The organism is Haladaptatus marinus, assembly GCF_051194195.1.
The window spans coordinates 295504-314157 of the sequence record NZ_JBLZNK010000003.1 but is presented as its reverse complement, the minus strand read 5'-3'; the positions used below and the strand labels follow the sequence as shown (position 1 = coordinate 314157).

The 18654-nt window shown below is 58.9% G+C and carries 23 protein-coding genes; 10 read left to right on the top strand and 13 right to left on the bottom strand.

Annotated features, from left to right (window positions below; all coding sequences use genetic code 11):
• Window positions 1-22 precede the first annotated feature (22 nt).
• Entirely contained in the window at window positions 23-829 is an 807-nt protein-coding gene (locus tag ACN2TU_RS07405; RefSeq protein ID WP_435154346.1) for an extracellular solute-binding protein, read from the bottom strand.
• 136 nt (window positions 830-965) lie between these two features.
• Between ACN2TU_RS07405 and ACN2TU_RS07400 the strand changes: the two genes are divergently transcribed.
• Entirely contained in the window at window positions 966-2603 is a 1638-nt protein-coding gene (locus ACN2TU_RS07400; RefSeq protein ID WP_435154345.1) for a rhomboid family intramembrane serine protease, read from the top strand.
• On the opposite strand, the gene ACN2TU_RS07395 is transcribed toward ACN2TU_RS07400, so the two are convergent.
• Both ACN2TU_RS07395 and ACN2TU_RS07390 read right to left on the bottom strand, forming a co-directional pair.
• Window positions 2600-3250: an METTL5 family protein gene (locus ACN2TU_RS07395; RefSeq protein WP_435154344.1), complete on the bottom strand. Its 651-nt coding sequence runs from the start codon at window positions 3248-3250 to the stop codon at window positions 2600-2602. The genes ACN2TU_RS07400 and ACN2TU_RS07395 overlap by 4 nt on opposite strands.
• A gap of 52 nt (window positions 3251-3302) precedes the next feature.
• Complete coding sequence (locus ACN2TU_RS07390) at window positions 3303-3701, bottom strand: DUF7961 family protein (protein WP_435154343.1); 399 nt, start codon at window positions 3699-3701, stop codon at window positions 3303-3305.
• A gap of 122 nt (window positions 3702-3823) precedes the next feature.
• On the opposite strand from ACN2TU_RS07390, the gene ACN2TU_RS07385 reads away from it, so the two are divergent.
• The 5 genes from ACN2TU_RS07385 to ACN2TU_RS07365 all read left to right on the top strand — a co-directional run bounded on the left by ACN2TU_RS07385 (window position 3824) and on the right by ACN2TU_RS07365 (window position 6710).
• On the top strand, window positions 3824-4105 hold the full coding sequence (locus tag ACN2TU_RS07385) for a hypothetical protein (protein ID WP_435154342.1): 282 nt from the start codon (window positions 3824-3826) through the stop codon (window positions 4103-4105).
• Between the two features lie 15 nt (window positions 4106-4120).
• On the top strand, window positions 4121-4780 hold the full coding sequence (locus ACN2TU_RS07380; RefSeq protein WP_435154341.1) for a hypothetical protein: 660 nt from the start codon (window positions 4121-4123) through the stop codon (window positions 4778-4780).
• Window positions 4781-4831: 51 nt separating this feature from the next.
• Window positions 4832-5740 carry an esterase/lipase family protein gene (locus ACN2TU_RS07375; protein ID WP_435154340.1) on the top strand — a complete coding sequence of 303 codons (909 nt, stop codon included), beginning with the start codon at window positions 4832-4834 and terminating at the stop codon, window positions 5738-5740.
• Between the two features lie 157 nt (window positions 5741-5897).
• Window positions 5898-6098, top strand: coding sequence for a hypothetical protein (locus ACN2TU_RS07370; protein ID WP_435154338.1), 201 nt, complete (start codon window positions 5898-5900; stop codon window positions 6096-6098).
• A 219-nt stretch (window positions 6099-6317) separates the two neighbouring features.
• Window positions 6318-6710 carry a MaoC/PaaZ C-terminal domain-containing protein gene (locus ACN2TU_RS07365; RefSeq protein ID WP_435154336.1) on the top strand — a complete coding sequence of 131 codons (393 nt, stop codon included), beginning with the start codon at window positions 6318-6320 and terminating at the stop codon, window positions 6708-6710.
• A gap of 161 nt (window positions 6711-6871) precedes the next feature.
• Here the strand turns inward: ACN2TU_RS07365 and dph2 are convergent, their stop codons facing one another.
• On the bottom strand, window positions 6872-7909 hold the full coding sequence (gene dph2 / locus ACN2TU_RS07360; protein WP_435154334.1) for a diphthamide biosynthesis enzyme Dph2: 1038 nt from the start codon (window positions 7907-7909) through the stop codon (window positions 6872-6874).
• 304 nt (window positions 7910-8213) lie between these two features.
• Between dph2 and ACN2TU_RS07355 the strand changes: the two genes are divergently transcribed.
• Entirely contained in the window at window positions 8214-9239 is a 1026-nt protein-coding gene (locus ACN2TU_RS07355) for a zinc-dependent alcohol dehydrogenase family protein (protein ID WP_435154333.1), read from the top strand.
• 176 nt (window positions 9240-9415) lie between these two features.
• A complete protein-coding gene (locus tag ACN2TU_RS07350) occupies window positions 9416-9817 on the top strand; it encodes a YlbF/YmcA family competence regulator (RefSeq protein ID WP_435154331.1) in 402 nt (133 codons plus the stop codon).
• A 60-nt stretch (window positions 9818-9877) separates the two neighbouring features.
• Here ACN2TU_RS07350 and ACN2TU_RS07345 read toward each other — a convergent pair whose 3' ends face one another.
• The 5 genes from ACN2TU_RS07345 to ACN2TU_RS07325 all read right to left on the bottom strand — a co-directional run bounded on the left by ACN2TU_RS07345 (window position 9878) and on the right by ACN2TU_RS07325 (window position 13296).
• Entirely contained in the window at window positions 9878-10849 is a 972-nt protein-coding gene (locus tag ACN2TU_RS07345) for a Gfo/Idh/MocA family protein (protein ID WP_435154330.1), read from the bottom strand.
• Window positions 10850-10910: 61 nt separating this feature from the next.
• Window positions 10911-11396 (bottom strand): TspO/MBR family protein, encoded by a 486-nt coding sequence (locus ACN2TU_RS07340; protein WP_435154328.1) that lies wholly within the window; start codon window positions 11394-11396, stop codon window positions 10911-10913.
• 50 nt (window positions 11397-11446) lie between these two features.
• Window positions 11447-11770, bottom strand: a complete 324-nt coding sequence (locus ACN2TU_RS07335; RefSeq protein WP_435154326.1) for an EthD family reductase — start codon at window positions 11768-11770, stop codon at window positions 11447-11449.
• A gap of 65 nt (window positions 11771-11835) precedes the next feature.
• Window positions 11836-12351, bottom strand: a complete 516-nt coding sequence (locus ACN2TU_RS07330) for a GNAT family N-acetyltransferase (protein ID WP_435154324.1) — start codon at window positions 12349-12351, stop codon at window positions 11836-11838.
• Between the two features lie 333 nt (window positions 12352-12684).
• A complete protein-coding gene (locus ACN2TU_RS07325; protein ID WP_435154322.1) occupies window positions 12685-13296 on the bottom strand; it encodes a YbhB/YbcL family Raf kinase inhibitor-like protein in 612 nt (203 codons plus the stop codon).
• Window positions 13297-13374: 78 nt separating this feature from the next.
• Between ACN2TU_RS07325 and ACN2TU_RS07320 the strand changes: the two genes are divergently transcribed.
• A complete protein-coding gene (locus tag ACN2TU_RS07320) occupies window positions 13375-13545 on the top strand; it encodes an HEWD family protein (protein ID WP_435154320.1) in 171 nt (56 codons plus the stop codon).
• The gene (locus ACN2TU_RS07315) at window positions 13545-13688 is read left to right on the top strand and encodes a hypothetical protein (RefSeq protein ID WP_435154318.1); all 144 of its coding nucleotides are present in this window, start codon (window positions 13545-13547) and stop codon (window positions 13686-13688) included. The genes ACN2TU_RS07320 and ACN2TU_RS07315 overlap by 1 nt, the downstream gene beginning before the upstream one ends.
• Before the next feature lie 96 nt (window positions 13689-13784).
• Here the strand turns inward: ACN2TU_RS07315 and ACN2TU_RS07310 are convergent, their stop codons facing one another.
• From ACN2TU_RS07310 to ACN2TU_RS07295, 4 genes are all read right to left on the bottom strand, one after another.
• Complete coding sequence (locus ACN2TU_RS07310; RefSeq protein WP_435154317.1) at window positions 13785-14465, bottom strand: phosphoglycolate phosphatase; 681 nt, start codon at window positions 14463-14465, stop codon at window positions 13785-13787.
• Between the two features lie 59 nt (window positions 14466-14524).
• On the bottom strand, window positions 14525-15601 hold the full coding sequence (locus tag ACN2TU_RS07305) for a DUF7973 family transport facilitator (RefSeq protein ID WP_435154315.1): 1077 nt from the start codon (window positions 15599-15601) through the stop codon (window positions 14525-14527).
• A gap of 1 nt (window position 15602) precedes the next feature.
• Window positions 15603-17153 carry a glycerol kinase GlpK gene (gene glpK / locus ACN2TU_RS07300; RefSeq protein WP_435154313.1) on the bottom strand — a complete coding sequence of 517 codons (1551 nt, stop codon included), beginning with the start codon at window positions 17151-17153 and terminating at the stop codon, window positions 15603-15605.
• Window positions 17154-17461: 308 nt separating this feature from the next.
• Window positions 17462-18604: a Cdc6/Cdc18 family protein gene (locus tag ACN2TU_RS07295; protein WP_435154311.1), complete on the bottom strand. Its 1143-nt coding sequence runs from the start codon at window positions 18602-18604 to the stop codon at window positions 17462-17464.
• Window positions 18605-18654 lie beyond the last annotated feature (50 nt).

The window sequence follows — 18654 nt, the reverse complement described above, 5'->3', positions numbered from 1 at the left end:
GTGGGTTTTCATGTCGACCGATTTAATCTCTTACCCTGATTCGGGTCGGATACGACTCCGGAACGGCGAAGCCTGCCGAACGAAGCCGTTCGCGCCCGGAAACCAACTTCTCCACCCACGGTCTCCCCGCCTCGGTCAGCGCCGTCGCGGCGTACCGAATCGGCGCGCCGCGAACGGTTCGCTCAGGGAGTTCGACGCTCGCGGTGGCGTAGTTGTTGCTAAATGTGGGATTCGAGAAGTCGAGTTCGTCCGGTAGGGAAACGAAGGGAACACCGTGCCCCACGGCCATGTTCCGATAGGCGAACGCCGCATCGAACGCACCTCCCTCCAAATTCCGGAGCAGTTGCGTTTCCGGAACGACGCGCGTTTTGTCCAGCAAATCGCGCTCGCCGGCGAGTCCCAATGCCATCACGGTTCGGTAGCCGAGTGGGTCACGGTTGGGGTCAGTTCGTCCGACGACGAGTTCCTCCCGACGAAGCGCGCTCCGCCAGTCGCGTTCGAGTGCGTCGGCGAACGGCGATTCGGGATTGTACGCGATGACGAGGGCGTTCGTCGCGAACACCGTCGCGCGCGAGGCGAGTCCGGCGACGAGTGTCGGGTCGGCGAGCGCAACCACGTCCGGGTCGCGCGCACCCGAGACGACGAGCCGTCGAACTGCGACGCTCCCATGGGCTTCGACCGTTGCATCGCCGAGCTTCGAAGCGACGCGCTGGAGGCTTCCAGCGACGAGGGCCGAGACGCCGTCGCTTCCAGCAAAGGAGATGGTAGCCACGCCGCTTCCAACGACGAGCGAGCCGCCAGCAATACGCAGGAATCGCCGACGCTCCATCTTTCGTAAACAAAATCGGCCACGTCAAAAGGATTTTGTAACGAGTTTCGGTTTCCGTCTGGACGAATCGTTTCGCTCGTCTCATTCACGGAACAGGACGGGTTCATTTATACCGTCGTGGTCACACACTTCGACTATGGTGTCGTTGCTCGACGGGTGGCCGATTCGGGTCGCAATCCCGCTTGGCCTGTTGCTCTCGATTCTCGTCGTCTGGTTTTTAGACCGTCCACGGGGGAAGTGGGGAGCGGCGCTTCGCAAGCGATTCCTCTTCGGTGTCCCGTGGGGGACGCTCGTTTCCGTGGTCGGCGTCATCGCCGTCTACCTGTTCGTACAGGATGGCTGGAACCACTGGCAAAATCCCGTCACGGTTGCGTTCGCGTCGTGGTCGTATCTCTACCCGTTGGGAATGCTCCTCGGGTCGTTTTCCCACGCCGGGCCGGGACACCTCCTCGGCAATATGACGAGCACGCTCGCAGTCGCTCCATTGGCGGAATACTTCTTTAGCCACTATCCGACCGGGCAGGGAGAAACATCCGGGTCGTCGTGGCGAACGACCCCGTGGATTCGGGCGTTCTTGCTGTTCCCGCTGGGTGTCATCATCATCGCACTCGGAACGAGTTTTTTCGCGTGGGGGCCTGTCATCGGATTTTCGGGCGTCGTCTTCGCGTTCGTCGGATTCGCGTTGGTTCGGTATCCACTGGGAACCATCGTCGCGCTCTCCGCGCAGGGCGTCGTCAACACGCTGTATCTGGCACTTCGTAACCCGCAGATAACGGGTGAGGCATCGACATCGTTCTCACGTCCGTGGTGGTTCGGCATCGCCGTGCAGGGGCACACACTGGGATTCTTCCTCGGTGCGATGGCGGGCGTCTACGTCCTCCGCCGACGAAACGTTCGACTGAGTGCCCTCCGGATTTGGGCCGGAAGTTTCGTCCTCCTGATGTCGCTTTCCCTCTGGGCGCTCTGGTGGTACCGTGGCTTGGAAAAGTACGTCCTCTTTCGTGGACTGGGCGTCCTGTTCGTCCTCGCACTAGCAATCCTCGTCACGGTCGCGGTTCGAACGACCGACCGCGAATCGTTCGGCCCAAATGCCAGACAGGCGGGAACCGTGCTCTTCATGATTCCGCTCGTTGCCATGGCTGGAATCGCGATTCCGGTAAACCTCACGGCAATCGACGGCGACGGCACCGGATCCGTCGATACCGGCGTCGAAGTCGATGGCTACACCGTGATGTACGCCGAGAACGTGCCGAATCAGAAGGTGTCAGTCATCGACGTCTCGCTCGGTGGCGAGACGACGCAGGTGAACACGAGCGGAGTTATCGTGGTCAACGAAGACCGGGAGATTTGGTCACGCGAGGTATCACAGGGGCAACTGGCACACGCCGGACGGCGGACGGTCAGGGTTGGCGGTGTCGGTTGGGCGAAAGCGGTACACGTGAAACGTGAGGGGTGGAGTGCGACCGGCGGCGAAACCGCCTATCAGGTCTGGCTACGACCGGACTCGGGTCGCTGGCAACACGCGTTTGCATCCGATGCCGCGAACGCCAACCCGGTTCTCGCCGGGAAACAGGTTTCCATCGCACCACGGCAAGGCCGATTCGCCATCGAACTTTCGAATAACAACTCGACAATTGCGAGCGGGCCGCTCCCGGCCCCGAACTCGTCCATTACACTGACAAACGTGACCTTCGAGCGAGGGGAAAACCGCATCGTTGCCGTGGTCAACGATACCCGCGTACAAGTGGCGAAAAAGGAAACCTACGGCGGTTAACGCCACTCGATTCTGAACACTTCGGCGTCGATTACTTTTCGTTCCTCACGTTGGAACTCGAACTGCGGTGAGAGCGGCAATGCCGCCCGAAACGCGTGTGTCACATCCCCACCTTCGTCCTCGGCGAACGCCTCCACAAAATCCAAACTTCCCTCGTTGTGAATCGAGTAGGAGACGTCCGCGACGTCAGCGGTCGCTTCGAGAAACGCACGGTCTGCGTGTTGATTGCTCTTTTGTGCGCCGAATGGCGGGTTCATCAGCACGGTCATCGACGGTGCTGAGTCGGCCGATTCGGGGTCGGATTTCGACTGACATAGCGGCGGGCGAGTTGCATCGCCCACGATCCATTCGACGGACGTTTCGGGTGCGACACGGCGTTCGTTTTCGCGGGCCTGCTCGATTGCGGTAGAATCCCTGTCGAGTCCAACGACGCGCTCGGGGCCACGGGTTGCGGCCCCGAGCGCCAGCATGCCGGTTCCGGTTCCGAGGTCGAGAACTGTCTTCCCGGCGATATCGTGGTGAACGTCGGCGAGATGAACGAGATGTGCCGCGAGGTCTGCGGGTGTCGGATACTGCTCCAGTTCGACCTGCGGGTCGTCGAAATCGACGACGGTAGAGAGCCGACGTTCCAGCGCGCGTTTCCCCATACGTGGGCAGACGAAGTGGGGAAACGTAAGAATAGGGTTTCGGTGTCCGGTTTCAGGCGTCGAGCGAGAGCGGACCGTCGAGTTCGAGCGTGACGCCTTCGCGGCGCGCACGCTCTTTCAGGGCAGCGAGGGAGGGCCGAACTTTCGATTCGTCGGTGACATCGCCGAACTCGACGGTGACGGTGCCAGCGCCGAGGAACGCCGCGGTTCGAACGCATTCGCGGATGCGGTCGGCTTCGTCCTGCGTGGCGAAGGAACAATCCGCGTCGAAGCAAGCGTCAACCGTCACGCCCGCGGGAACGAGGTCGTTCGCGTCGAGTTCGTTTTGAAGTTCACGTAGGTCAGTTCGCGCGCTCGGAAGAGCGGATGCGTCGAGCGTCACGGGGGTCTTGTCGGTCGGTCGGCAGCATTCGATGGCGGATTCGATTGTCGTGGGACGAGTTGCGCTCATACTAACACCATACCTACTGGGAATACAAAAAGGTTTGTGTATGCCCCATAGTAATCGTGTTGGGTGAAACATATTTTTCAATCATCTGAAAGCATTTACCAGAAAACTACGATGGCAGACGTATGAAGCGCCGAACGGTTCTCGCCTCCGTCAGTTCCGTCCTCCTCGCTGGCTGTCTCACTGAATCGTCGCCGAGGAGTTCCGGCACTGACTCACCGAAGACATCGATACCGGGAACGACGATGGCGAACCAGACACGGGACACGACGACGCACGGAATAACCGAATCGCCGTCACCGAACCTCAGGATTCCGAGTAAAAACGACTGCCTACCGTTCGGAGAATCACGGGTCGTCTGCTACCAAAACGCGGCCCCTGACACGAACCTCCTGATGAACCCGTAGAAAAAGCGAGTCGAATTGCCGAAAGCTACGCTTTCGTTCAAGCTGTCGAATGAGACGGGAGCGACGTTCGGTTTCGGGCCGTACCACTGGACTGTCTGGAAACTGGTCGATGGACAGTGGTATCGAATTGGCCCGCGGATGGCACCTGACCTCGGCGCGATACTCGACTCTGGGGGGTCGTACACGTGGAACCTGGCCATCGACATCACGAATCTCGTTCGCTCGATCGATGGACAACAGAGCGAGCAAGACATCACCCTCCCCGGACTCGGCGGCGGAACCTACGCATTCGGCATCGATGGATTGTTCCAGGGGCAAAAGTACGACAACGGAACCGGGGCCGCCACCCGATTCGAACTGGTCGGCGATTCGCTATCGCTCACGCCGATGGATGACCTTCAGGTAGTCAGTCGGGATGGCGATGAAAAACACGTCCGAGCCAGTCAAGCCAACACAGCGTACCTCGCCACGCGTGTCGAAAATCCGAACGCTGAGACGACTCGGAAAATCCCGGAACAGGTGATTCGTCTCACGCCGATTCGAAACCTCCTCGCGTCGTTCGAAGACGGGGTTTCCCAAGTTCGACTCGACGGGCGTGACACCTATTTCGGGAACTCGACATTACTCATCGAATACGAGGGAAGCACCTACCGAATCGAGACCGAAAAAGACTGATTCAATAAATTTTTCCGATAGAAATAAATTTTTGCAACCAACAATAAAACTATGGTAGACGATACCACCAGTGATACAGCTCCGAATCACCGAGTAAGCCGTCGAACCGTCCTGCGTGGCACGGCCACCGCCGCGGTCGGACTCGCTGGCGTGGCCGGAACCGCCGCCGGATTCGAAGGTGACGATGGGGACATCGTCGGCCCGGCAGATTTTCCCCGTGCGACGACGCGCGGTCATTTCGACATCCACTGGTGGTACGGTGACCAGTTGACCGACGGCCACACTGCCACGGATTACAGTACTGTCGGCGACGTTCCCGGCTACGGAAGCGCGAACCCCGAAGAGGTGATGATTTCCGTCCACGGGTGGCTGGTGGAGAAGGACGTCGCACCCGACCATTTCCAGACGGTGAAAACGTCGCTCCGAAACAATGGCTACGACCATCCCGTCATCGGATTCAGCTACGACTCTGACACGAGCGTCGATAACTGGTGGCCTGCCACCGATATCGCCGAGCGGAACGGCGCGAAGTTAGCCAACTTCATCACCGACTACCGCGCCCAAACCGGCGCTCGGGTTCGCCTCATCGGTCACTCCCTCGGCGGGCGCGTCGTTCCCGCGACCATCAAAGCGCTCAACTCCTGGGAATACCGCGATTACGTTGAGTCGGCCACCCTTCTCGGCGCGGCGGCGGACAACGATTCCGTCGCAGTGGATGGCGAGTACGGCGACGACATCGCAAACGTCGTCGGGTCGCTCGATAATTTCTGGAAGGACGGCGACAATGTGCTGAATTGGGCATACTCGACCGGCGAGTTCGATTCCGCCGTCGGCGAGGAAGGTTGTGAGGGAACGCCGCTCGCGAACTACACCGACCACAACGTGGACTACGTCCCCGACCACTTCTCGTATCAGGAACCCGGCGACGGCTGTATGTCGGAAGTCGTCGCGCAGTTCTGAGCGTAGTCACCGGCTCTGCTGCAACCCGTAAACGCTGACAGGACACAGTACGCTAAGTCCAGTCGTAGAGGCTCGGTGTGCGAAACTGAGTGTGGTGTAGCAGGAGGGTGATGCGTCCTTAAAGTACGTTTATATCACTACGTGCGAATTCGGGCACATGGGGTGGAGAATCAGGTGGCGGGCAGTACTAATGGGATTGGGAGGTGCAGTCGCAACGTTCGGTGCAGGACTTATCGGGCTGGTTGGCAATGTTCCACGCGATGAAGTGGTCAACCAACTCTGGTATCCCCTGTTTCTGGCTGGTGTAGCGTTTTTCATTGTCGTGAGCATCGACTGGTTCGCCTCGAACCCATCCTGAATGTCCAGACGAGGCAGCTACTTTCCAAACACTCTCGGAACGTGTCTAACGAGACTGAGTTACTCCGAATCACCGTGAAACAAATCGGTGCATCGATCGCCGTTTTTTGATAGAGAGCTGTGAGTCTATCACGCCGAGTAACAGATAGCCGTCTATCTGTCGTAATCACCGCGCAGTAGGTTTTTACTCCCCCAGCGACATCGGAGATATGGTACGCTCATGTCGATGTCGTTACCGCCAGAAGAAGGCTCAGTCTACAACTACGAACGGACATTTACCGAAGAGGACGTCCGCCAATTCGGTGAGGTCTCAGGTGACCAGCAGGCGATTCACACCGAACCTGACGAGGAAGGCCGTCTGGTCGTTCAGGGGCTGCTCACGGCCACTCTCCCGACGAAAATCGGCGGCAATTTGAGCTATATCGCCAGGACGATGGAGTTCGACTTCCTCAAACCGGTGTATACTGGGAACACGATCAGCTGTGAATGGACAAACAAAACAGTCGAGGAACGAGATGACCGCTACACGCTCACGAGTTCGGTCATGTGTCACAATCAGAACGATGAAGCGGTGATGGAAGGGCACATCGACCGGCTCATCTGGAAAGAGTAGTCCTCAAACCAACTAATCGTCCCACAACAGCAATCATACACTACTTGATACATTTGGTTACCATAGCCCCGAGAAACTGCCTGCGGGAGAGAAGGTTTTCGCGTTGGCTGTCGGGAGGGCGAGACATGATAGAAGAGGGAAGAACCGCTACAATAATTTTCCTACCACGTGCCGTGGAAGGTGTCGAATTCGAGCGAGTCGAGCGGTTTGTTGCCGACCGCGACTTCGTATTCGCCGGGAGTGAGCATCGGTTTGTGGAACTGCGGCCCGTCGTCGGTCGTGATGCGCGGACACCCCGTGTTGACGAAGGCATCCATGTTGAAGTTTCGGAGGCGGTCGGGCGTCACCTCGTCCATCGTGATGAGGTAGGCGTTGTCGTTCTCGTCGAGGATGTCCTGCGCCACGTCCCAGCGACCCTGTCCGATTTTGGTGCAGAAGATGACTCCCCACTTCTCGGCGTCCATCGCGCGGTGAACCGCGCCGTATCGCTGCTTCAGGAACTTTTCGGTATTCGCCACCGTGACGACGTTGTTCACGGGGTCGGCGATGACGACGTCTTTGTCCGGGTGTTCCATTGCAAGTCCGAGCGGGTGGAACTTGCCACCGCCGACGTAGAGCACTTGATCGGCGTCGATATCCGCGGAGGCGTAGTTACAGCCGAGCACCTGTCCCTCGTGGGTCAGTCGGTCGTCGCCCTTGCGGGTGTGAACGTTGAAACCGCGGTCTTCCAGCCATTCTTTCATCTCCTCGAAGCGGTTCATATGCTGGGCGGTCGTGACCAGACCCACGTCGCCGACTTCGAGTTCCTCCAGCGACTCTTCCATGATGGGGAAGACATCGACGTTGGAGAACAGCGGGACGTAGATGACCTTGTCCGTGTTCTTCATCGGCGAGTGGCCGAAGTGGACGAACACGTCGGTTCGCTTCATCAGGTAGGTGTCGAGGTCACAGGCACCGTAGCAGGGTTGGCCCGAGAGCAGAATCGTCACGTCGTCGGGGAGCAGTTCCCGCAGGTCGTCCGCCACGCTCGGGCCGCGGCGTTTGAGTCCCTCGGGGAACTGCAAGCCGACCTTTTCGGCGTCGCGTTCCTCGACCGCCTCGATGATTCGTTCGAGTTCGTAATCCCACTCCCGGTCGTGTTTGAGGGACATTCCGGTCTTCCGCAAATCCCCCTCGCTGTACTCGCTCTCTTGGCTCATTGGAGATGCTTTATTGGTGAGTACGTTTAAGCACGGTGTTCCCGGTTTCGGTGGATGAGGCTTGTTGAGGGCTTCTGGAATCAATAGAGGTAGCGTGCTGAATGTAAAGGGTGTCTCGGCCACGGAAGCGATGTTGAATTGTCGAGTACAAAGGCAACAAGTAATACTGTGAATTTCAGCTCTATTTTCCTGTGAAAACCGCCGTAGACATCATAACCGACTCGTATGGGCTTTCGGTCATAAGTCACTACTCAGCACAAAATTTCATCATCCTCTTTGCGGTGGCATCCATTGGCATGAAACGATGAAGACCGCCATACTAACCGACGCCCATACGGTAGAGATTGGCGACACGGAGCGACCGGAACCTGCTCCGCACGAACTCCTCGTCGAGATCAATGTCTGTGGCGTCTGTACGACGGATTTACATATGTACAGTGGATCACTCACGGTCGACTACCCAATGGTACCTGGTCACGAGAGTGCTGGCGAGGTCGCCGCCGTCGGTGACGATGTCGATAACTTCCAGGTAGGTGACCGGGTGAGCATCAACCCCTCGGTTCCCTGCAACGAGTGTCGGGCATGCAAGTCCGGTCGGGAGAATCTTTGTCACGACCTCACCTCCATCGGTGGGACGGCCAAGAACATCACCGACGGTGCGCTTGCAGAGTACGCAACTGTCCCTGTTGGAAACGTCGAGCGCATCGGCGATCTCGATTACCGAACCGCCTCATTCGCTGAACCACTCGGTTGTGTTATCAACGGTATCGACCAGATCGACCTGACAAGCGGTGAAACCGTCGTCGTGATTGGTGGGGGATTCATTGGCCAGTTGCTCGTCCAGACGCTACGGACGAGTGGTGCCGGAACCATTGTCCTCTCCGAACCAGTTGCTGAGCGACGGAAAGTTGGTCTTGAAGTCGGAGCCGATTATACGGTGGACCCGGTCGAAAAAGACCTGACGGCTGTCATTCCAGACCTCGTCGGAGACGTTGACGTTGCCATCGAGGCTGTCGGGTTCCCTGAAACCATCACACAGGCACACAACCTCGCGGGGCCGGGTGGACGAACGCTCATCTTCGGCGTTCCCCCTGAAGACGTGACGGTCGAATTCTCGCCGTTCGATCTGTTCTTTGAAGAGCGCGAGATTGTCGGAAGTTACTCGCTCACGCCGGACACGTTCTCACGGGCGGTGACACTGCTCGATAACGGCCGAATCGATGTCGATACGCTCGTCACCGACGAGTTCGGTCTGGAGGGGCTTGAGACGGCGTTCGAGAAAATGGAGGCTCAGAAGGGGCTGAAGAAGTTGGTCTTCCCTAATCGCTGACTGCACAAGACGACAGACCAACGATAGCAAGCACGCTACTGAGACACACCATTTGACGAAATCATACGGCTGACGGACGATTGTGAATCATCTATCATCACCTGCGGATTTCAACAGAACCACCGCCGACTACTCCATTCGGCAGGCCTAAACCCTTCCAGTCCGAACCTTCGCCCATGAGCGTAGACACGAAAGCCGACGTGAGCGACGAGGAAACCACCGTGGAGGAGATGGCGACCGAACTCGGCGAAGCGATTGTGGACACGCCGGAGTACCAGCAGTTCGAGGAGGCGAAAGCCGCAGTCGAAGCGGACGAGGACGCCCAAGAGAAAATCAAGAAATTCGAGCGACTCCGCCAGGAGTTCATGCTCGCGCGCCAGACCGGCGAGGCGACCCAAGAAGACGTGACGAAAGTACAGGACGCACAGGAAGACCTCCACTCGCTTCCCGTGATGTCGGAGTACCTCACGGCACAGGATGAACTCTCGGCGCGGCTCGAAGACCTGAACCGCGCGATTTCTGCCCCGCTCGCGGTCGATTTCGGCCAGCAGGCTGGCGGTTGCTGTCAGGACGAGTAATCCGGAACGTTCTCCGAAAAAGGGACTCCGGAACCACCTCCGGAATGCTCACTCGGGTACTTACACCGGAATGGCTACCCATTCCCCGATATCATCGCTTTCTCGAAGCGCATCGACCACGGCCAGCGTCCGTGCCGCTTCTCGGGCATCCGTTCGTGGGCGCTCACCGCGTTCGACGTACTCCACGAATCGCTCCAGTTCGAGGGCGTAGGGGTCTACCGACGCGAATGATTCCGTAACGTGTCTCCCCAAGAGGTGGAGTTCGAACTCGCTCGGGTCTCGACCGACGGAAAACGCTCGGTCTGCGTGGAGTCGTCCCTCGGTTCCCTCGACCCGGCAGTATTGGGCATCCTGTAGACGAAACGAACAATCGACCTGTGCGGTTCGCCCGCCGGAAAAGGCGAGGATGCCGGAGACCTGCGTTTCGACGCCGGTTTCCTCGGGGTCGGCGACGCGCCCGACGACGCGCTCCGGTTCGCCCAAAAACAGTCGTGCGACTTCGATGGCGTACACTCCCACGTCGAGCAGACATCCACCGCCGAGTTCAGGGTCGAATCGCGTCCCTTCGGGCCACCGACGAAGGGACGTGTGAAACCCGGCATCGACGGAGCGAACGTCGCCGAGTTCGTCCGCGATTTCCGCCATTCGCTCGGTTCGGGGATAATACCGGAACATCATCGCCTCCATCAACGTCACGTCTCGGTCATCACAGTAGTCGCCCATCTCGTGGGCTTCCTCGGCGTTCACCGCCAACGGTTTTTCACAGAGTACGTGGAGTCCGTGGTCTGCGGCGCGTTTCGTCCATTCGGCGTGAAGCGCGTTGGGGAGCGGAATGTACACCGCGTCCACATCGGATTCGAGGAGTTCCTCGTACGACCCGAACGCTCGCGAAATACCGTGCGTTTCGGCGAACTGTTCGGCTCGCTCCCGGCTCCGTGACGCGATGGCCGTGATTTCGTGGTCAGTTCCCGAGACCGACGGAACGAATGAATGATGCGCGATTTTCGCGGTACCCAATACCCCCAAATCCATGACTCTGGTAACATCGTGCCAGTCCAAAAATGTGGTCGCCCGGCGAACCAGTAAACTCCCGTCAGTTCAATCGCCAGAGTTCGTAGTTCAGGACGGTTGCGAAACCGACCCAGAGCGCGTAGGGGACGAGCAGAAGGGCAGCACGACGGTCGACGCGAGCGAACGCGACCATCGTCGCACCGATGGTGACCAACAGGACGATGATGACGGCGAGTCCACCGGCGGGCCAGCGCATGCCGAAGAAGACCAGTGTCCACGCTGCATTGAGGACGAGTTGGACGCCGAAAAGAGCGAGCGCGACTCGGCTTCCTCGTCGCCAAACGAGATACAACGCGATTCCCATCAGCAGGTAGAGCGTCGTCCAGACCGGGCCAAACACCCAACTCGGTGGCGTGAATGCCGGTTTTTGGAGCGTCGTATACCACGTCGCGACATCGTTCGCGGTGAGAATTGACGGAACGATGCCCGCCAATTGGCAGACCACGATACTGACGAGCAGGGCGGGAAGGTCGCTCCACGAAATGGACGGACGACGAACTGTCTCCATGCATCGACTACGGCGCGAAAAATTCTTTTCCTTCTCCCTACTCTGTTCGGCTATTCGAGGTCGTCAACCTGTACCGTCTCTTCAAGGATGAGCGTTGGTCCCTGTTCCATGTCGAGGAACTCCGCGGCGTCGGCCATCACTTTCTTGCCCTGCTCGGAGTCGAAGGCGGCTTTCATGTCGGCAGTCGAGTCGAAGTACAGTTCGAGGACGCCGTCGTAGCCCGCCTTTTCCGGGTCTTTCGAGACCGAGGTAACGTACTTTCGTAGACCGGGGAGTTCCTTGGCGATGTCCGAGTGTTCGTTGAGCCAGTAATCCTCGAACTCCTCGTGGGTCATGCCATCCTTGCGAACCAGCAAATCGACCATCTTTATCATAGCACCTGAACCCGCGTCCCGTGCCGACTTTGTTGTATCGACTGTGGGGCGACGGTTACCCTGGTTTACGTTCGAAACGGTTCCGGGTAGGTCAGCGTGCCAGCAACGTCTCCAAGTGTCCCTCCCGTGAGGTCACACACCTGAAAACCCTCGTCAGGCATGTCGAACGGGTTGTCGAAGCCAGCGTCGATGGCGGACGTGAACCCGAATCGTTCGTAGTAGTCCGGGTCGCCATGGAGAAAGACGAGTTCGTAGCCCGCCCCTCGTGCTATTTCCAGACCGACGCGGACGAGCCGGCTTCCGACGCCCGTACGTTGATAGTCGGGGTCAACCGCGAGTGGAGCGAGGACGAGCGCTTCTTTTTCGAGGGCTTTGTCCAGAGTGACTTCAGCGAACATGACGTAGCCAACGATATCGCCATCGAGGTGCGCGACGAGTGATATATTTGAGCAGTAGGCAGATGACTCGCGGAGTACATCGACGAGATCAGCCTCGTCGCTTCGACCGAACGCGGCGGTAACGACGGCTCGGATTGCTTCGGTATCCGTGCTATCCTCGACGCTCACGTTGATTTCGGGCATCGTTTCTCTTTGTCACTTGGGTTGCAAGTCGGTTTTGGGTTCCCATCCGCTCAACGCTCCTCCGGGGGAACGGATTCTACGAAAAATCCCTCGAAGGCGGAGATGAGACTGATTCCGAGACCGAGGAGAACGACCCAGTATCCGAGATAACGATCCGGCCAGCCTACCCCAGTTGTCTCGGCGACCAGAACGAAACCCCCGGCCAGGATGACGGCGATACCGAACAGCTGAATGTTTATTTTATTTATATGTTGTTTACAGATGGAATATATAAACATGCCGCATCAGTGAGTAGACCACACGCGGCACCGAATCAACGGGCGAGTTTCCGACTTACCCTCGTTGGAACTCCCCCGTGAATCGAGCTCGTCCCAGTCGAATCCCACCCATCGCGTCGAGCAGGGCATCCTTCGTCGCGCCTGCCCCGAGTCGTGGCTGTTGTTCGAGCAGATACAGCGTGAATCGGTAGGTGTGTGGACCGTCGCCCATCGGCGGGCACGGCCCGAGGTAGCCGAGTTCCTCGGCATCGTTTTCACCTTGCTTCGCCCCGCCGAGGTCGGATACGACTTCCATCTGTGGAACCTTCCTCGGAATTTGCGTCGTCTCCGGTGGAATATCCCAGATGAGCCAGTGAGTGAACGTCCCACTCGGCGCATCCGGGTCGTCTACGATGATTGCGAGTGAGTTCACGTCGTCCGGCACCGACTCGATTTTGAGCGGTGGCGACACGTTTTGCCCTTCGCAGGTGAACTCCCTCGGAATCCGGTTCCCATCTTCGAACGCTTGTGTGCTGAAATCCGTCATTGTCTCCCTCATTTGTTTCGCTACCATTCGTTTTCGTTCCGCTCCGTTCGTTCGTCCCGTCACGTTCTGCATCCCCCGTATCCCCGACATGGCGGCACCAGCCCCACACATCCCCCGGAGAAGCGTGCGTCTCCCGAGCATCTAGTCACTGTTCGACGCGAGCGGTAAAATGCCCTGTTGCCGTTCGTTTAAGTTCTCTCGCGTCTTCATCTCGTCTCGATGGCGGAACTTAACCGACCCGACCGACGGCGATGCACGCAGTGCGGGCGCGAAGACGAGTGGAACGAGTCGAGTCACAACTGGACGATTGCGGGCAGTGAAGGGCGGCCCTTCTGCCTCCACGAATGGGACATCAACGGAACCCATAACCCCATCGTGGAGTCGGAGTGATGGAGCGCACGAACAGTGATTCCACGGGTGGGCGACAAACCGGCCCGTGGGTGCTTGCGCTCGGTGTCTTGGCAGTGGGAACTGTCGCACTCGTTCGTGAACTACGGCGAAATAGAGGCGAAACGGTGTCCGAGGATTCGTAGCGGTTTTACTCGAGAGCGACGATTTCGTATCTCTACATGACGAACGCTATTGGAGCGGAAAGCCACTCCGAAGCGAAACCAACGACCCCTCCTGTTTCACCCGTCAAACCCACGTTGTAGCTCCGATAGGACAGAAATCGTGCCCTCCGAATACGACTCGTCAATCACGGTTTCGGCGGCCCGTTTCGCCTTCTCGTCGGCGTTTGCCACGGCGTAGCTCTCGTTGACGACGCCGAAGGTGGACACGTCGTTTTCCGAATCACCGATGGCGACGAACTCCTCGGGGTCGCGGTCGAGCAGTTGGGCGACTGCCTTCAGCCCTTGGCCCTTGCTCACGCCGGAGGATTTGACGTGGTAGGCGAAACCGGTGTCCACGACTTCCAACCCGTGTTCGCTGGCGAGTTCGGCGAGCGGGCCAAGCGGTTGGTCGCGTTGAACCGCAATTTCCGTCTCGCGCCAGCGGTTCGTCAGGTCGCTTTCGCCCCAGCCGAGTTCGTAGCCGTCGGCGACGTACTCCTCGGCGACGTGGAAGGCGGCCTCGCCGTCACCGTTTCGCGCGATTTCGTCGTCCACGAGGACGATACCCCCGTTTTCGGCGATAACGTGCTGTGGGATTTGCAGAAAGTGACAGAGCGCGACTGGATAGGGAAAGGCCTTCCCCGTGGCGACCACGACGGGGGCCTCCCAGTCTGGAAGCAGGTCGAAGAATCGCGGGTCGATGGAGTCGTCTGGCCGGGTCATCGTGCCGTCGATGTCGAGGACGAGCGGCGGAACCATGTTGGAACTTCGTTCGTCCAACACTTAGTCCCGCTGTTCCGATTCGATTTCGTTTTCGCTTACAGGCCGAGTGTCGTGACCCACGAACTCTGTGGGAAGACACCGACGATGGATAGAACCGCGATGAGGAACGTCCCGAAGACGATTGCGGCGGCGGGCGGGTCGATGTGGGTGTCGGCGTGCGCGTAGAAAACGCGTTGGAACAGTTCCCCGAACAGGGCGCTAATCATCCCGAAAACGGCACCGACTGCGAGCACCGTAACCATCGCCACCGACGTGATTTCCCCGCCGACAGGGGCCAGTGCGAGGGCCGCGGTGCTGGCGGGAAGGCTCATGTGGTGCGTGACCGGAATCTTCTCGACGCCGCAGTTCAGGAACACGAGACTGGCCGCGCTGATACCGAACGCGAGGAACGGGCTTCCCGTCTCGTACGCGATGTAGGCCGCGAGAATGCCGACAACCGCACCGATGGTCACGACGTTCGCCCATCTGTACTGGTGGGGCAACCACGGTTCGACGATGAAACGACCTTGGACGGTTCCACCGTCGGTGACCGCATCGCCGATGACGCGCCGTTCTTCCGACTCGAACGGTTTCATGTTCAGTAGACCGCGGTTCGCCCCACCGATGATGTCGTAGCCGAAGACCAGTCGGTGAGCAACCGCCGAGAGAACGACGCCCATCGCGATGGGGTCGTACGGCATGGCGAAGGCGACGGACAGTTCGGTGAACCAGTAACCAAGAATTCCGAACAGACCGCCGACCGCGAGCACGTCGGGTTTGGTTCCCTGTGCGAACGCGATGTTTTTCGCCTCATGGAAATCGAAGCCGGTTTCCATGTAGCCTTTCTTCGCCGCGTACGCTGCTGCGGCCGCACCGCCTGCGAAACTGATTGCGGGGGAGAATACCGGCCCGAAGGCAATTGACCCCGTGATGCCGACGGCACCGAGTTGATTCGCGGAGACGCCACCTGCCTCGGCGATTGCCTCGCCTGCGAGGTTCGCGGATTCACCCGCGATGACCATGAACCCGGTGAAGATGAACGCCGGGAGCGCGCCGACCGCCGCACCGAAGGCACCGCCAGCGAACGCCGCAATGAGCATTTCGACGGTGAAAAGGGCGGACAAATCCGCCATCTCAGTCGCTCCCTTCCTGTGCCCAGTCGAGCGAGCGCTCGACTGCGTCCTGCCAGCGACCGTACTTCTCGTCGGCCGTGCCGTTTCCTAACTCCGTCCCCGCCTCGAACTCACGGTCGACCTGCCAGTTGTTCCGGAGTTCGTCCACGGTTTCCCAGTAGCCGACGGCGAGTCCGGCGGCGTAGGCCGACCCGAGTGCGGTCGTCTCATCCACGACCGGGCGAACGATGTCGGTGTCGAGGATATCGGCTTGGAGTTGGCAGAGGAAGTTGTTCTTCACCGCACCGCCGTCCACGCGCAGGGATTCGACCTCGATGCCGCTATCGGCTTCCATCGCCTCCGCTACGTCGCGGGTCTGGAACGCGATGGATTCGAGCGTCGCCCGGACGACGTGTTCCTTTCGTGTGCCGCGAGTCATTCCCACGAGCGTTCCGCGAGCCCGCTGGTTCCAGTGCGGTGCGCCCAACCCCGTAAACGCGGGTACCATGAAGACGCCATCAGTCGAACCGACGCTTCGTGCGAGGTTTTCCGTCTCGATTGCGTCCTCGATGAGGTTCATGTCCACGAGCCATTCGATGGCCGCACCGGTAACGAAAATGGAGCCTTCGAGAGCGTACTGTACTGGCTTTCCGGAACGCTGGAAACCGACCGTTGTGAGGAGACCGTGCTCGCTCTCGACCGCTTCCTCGCCCGTATTGAGCAGGAAGAAACTGCCCGTCCCGTAGGTGTTTTTGGCGTCCCCGGCGTCGAAGCAGGTCTGCCCGAACAGGGCGGCCTGCTGGTCGCCAAGCGCACCAGCAACTGGGACTTCCGCGCCGAGGAATCCTTCCGAATCGGTCGAACCGTACGTTTGGTCGTCACTGGATGGTCGAACCTCGGGAAGCATCTCGGGTGGAACCCGAAATTCGGCACAGAGATCTTCGTCCCACTCCATTTCGTGTATGTCGAACAGCATCGTCCGGGAAGCGTTCGTCACGTCCGTGATGTGTTCGCCCGTCAGGTTGTAAATGAGCCACGAGTCGATGGTACCGAACAGGATTTCTCCGGTTCCGGCCCGATCACGCAAGTCCGCAGGGCGGGCGCGCTGGGTTTTGATCGGTTCGGCGTTGTCGAGCAACCACTCGGCTTTCGTCGCCGAGAAGTAAGCGTCCGGTTCGAGGCCCGTCTTCGACCGAACGTCCTCCGTTCGGCCGTCGGCCTCCAGTCGTTCGATTCGGTCGGTCGTCCGGCGGTCTTGCCAGACGATGGCGTTGTGAACCGGTTTGCCGGTGTCGGCATCCCACAACAGGGTTGTCTCGCGCTGGTTGGTGACGCCAATGGCCGCGAGTTGGTCGGCCTCGATGCCCACCTCCGCGAGCGCGGACTGGATGACCGACTTCGTGTTCTCCCAGATTTCGAGTGGGTCGTGTTCGACCCATCCGGGTTCGGGATATATCTGCTCGTGCTTTTCGTAGGCGTTCGCGACGACTGTTCCGCCGTGGTCGAACACCATGAACCGCGTACCGGTCGTTCCCTGGTCGATAGAGCCAACGTAGGTTTCGTTCTGTTTCATTCGGATAGCCTCCTTCATCTGATGCTGAATGGCCGACCCATCCAGATTGACCCACCGTTTTTACTGGTTTTGGGCCACTGCCTGTAAACATCAAACACTTTCATTATAAAATTTCCTCTTCAACGAATGGAGGTGTCGCATCACTAAACAAAATTCGAACAGATGTCGGAGAAACCCGTCTCACGACACAATATTAAACATATTATTGTATACATTACGACATTGAACCAACGCTCTTCGCTCGTTTAGACATTGTTTCCTACCCAGTTCGTGTCTTATCGGGGGAAATAAACAACCCAAGAACACCCTCACTCTTCGTAGAGCGCCCGAAATGCAAGGGTCGGGAACCGCGGTTCGAGTTTGCTGGGGAGCCGACCGCTCCGTTCGGAGTTGGTGGTCGTGACACGTTCGAGGACGCCCGTTTCGGCGAGTTCGTAAAGGTAGCGAGTAACGGTTCCCGTCGAAAGATTCGTTTCGTCGGCGATTGCCGCCGCGCTGGTTTCGACCGAGGTACGCGCATGGGCGTCGAGTTCGAGGAGTTTGGCGAGCACACAACGACGTTTTTCCGGAAGTGAAAGCACGATACCGAGCGATACGCCGTTTCGCGGTACTGCGTCCATCGCCGTCGTCAAGTACCGGTCATGTATTTGGTTCGAATCCGCCTTTACCGCCACCGTGACAGCACCAAACAACGCCGCGAGGGCGTCGTGGGCGTCACCGTCGGCCCACTCTGCGAGAGTTTTCACTTGTGCGTGCTCAAGCACGCCCTGTTGCAATCCCTGTGAAGCCCGTTCTGTGATGATATCGGCGAGTTCGTGCGTATTGTACGCTGGAATATTGAGAGCTGGCTTCGCGGTAGATCGCTTGCGCCCTACTGTCAGGACAGACAGCGATTCGGTCATCCCATCGAACAGTTCGAGTATTCCCTCACTCGCGAGCGTTTCGTTTTCGTCGACGTGATCGATAGCGACGACCACGTCCGGGTCGGACTGCGACACGGTAGTGGCGAGTTTCTGTCGCAAAACCTGGGTTCCCACGCCTCGTTCCGGAACGTGTTCATCGGTGAGTGCGTCGAGTATGGAACGGTACAGGCGAAACACGGTGCTGGATCGACGAGCGTCGATATAGACGAAATGGAAGTTCCCCTCTTTGCCGCCTCGTGTCGTCGTCTGTATCGTCCCACGCATCGGCGAGAGTCGATCGGAGAGGTGGCTGAACAACGCGGAAACGAGCGCTGATTTTCCGGCCCCAGGGGGACCGTAAAGATGAAGATTTGGGGGAAGTCGGTCGTCGAATAGCGGGTCGAGCGCATCGAGAAGTTGTTCGAGGGTCGACCCACGACCGACTGGATTCGAGACGTGGATAACCGGGCTGAGGGCGCTCCACTCGACGACTAAGTTAGTGACTGGTGTCGTCGCCCGGCGGCGCTCGATGCGCGCTCCAATGTCCATTATCGCCGTCTAATTGGTCGCGTGTAAATAACAGTTGTCTCTCTGTCGTA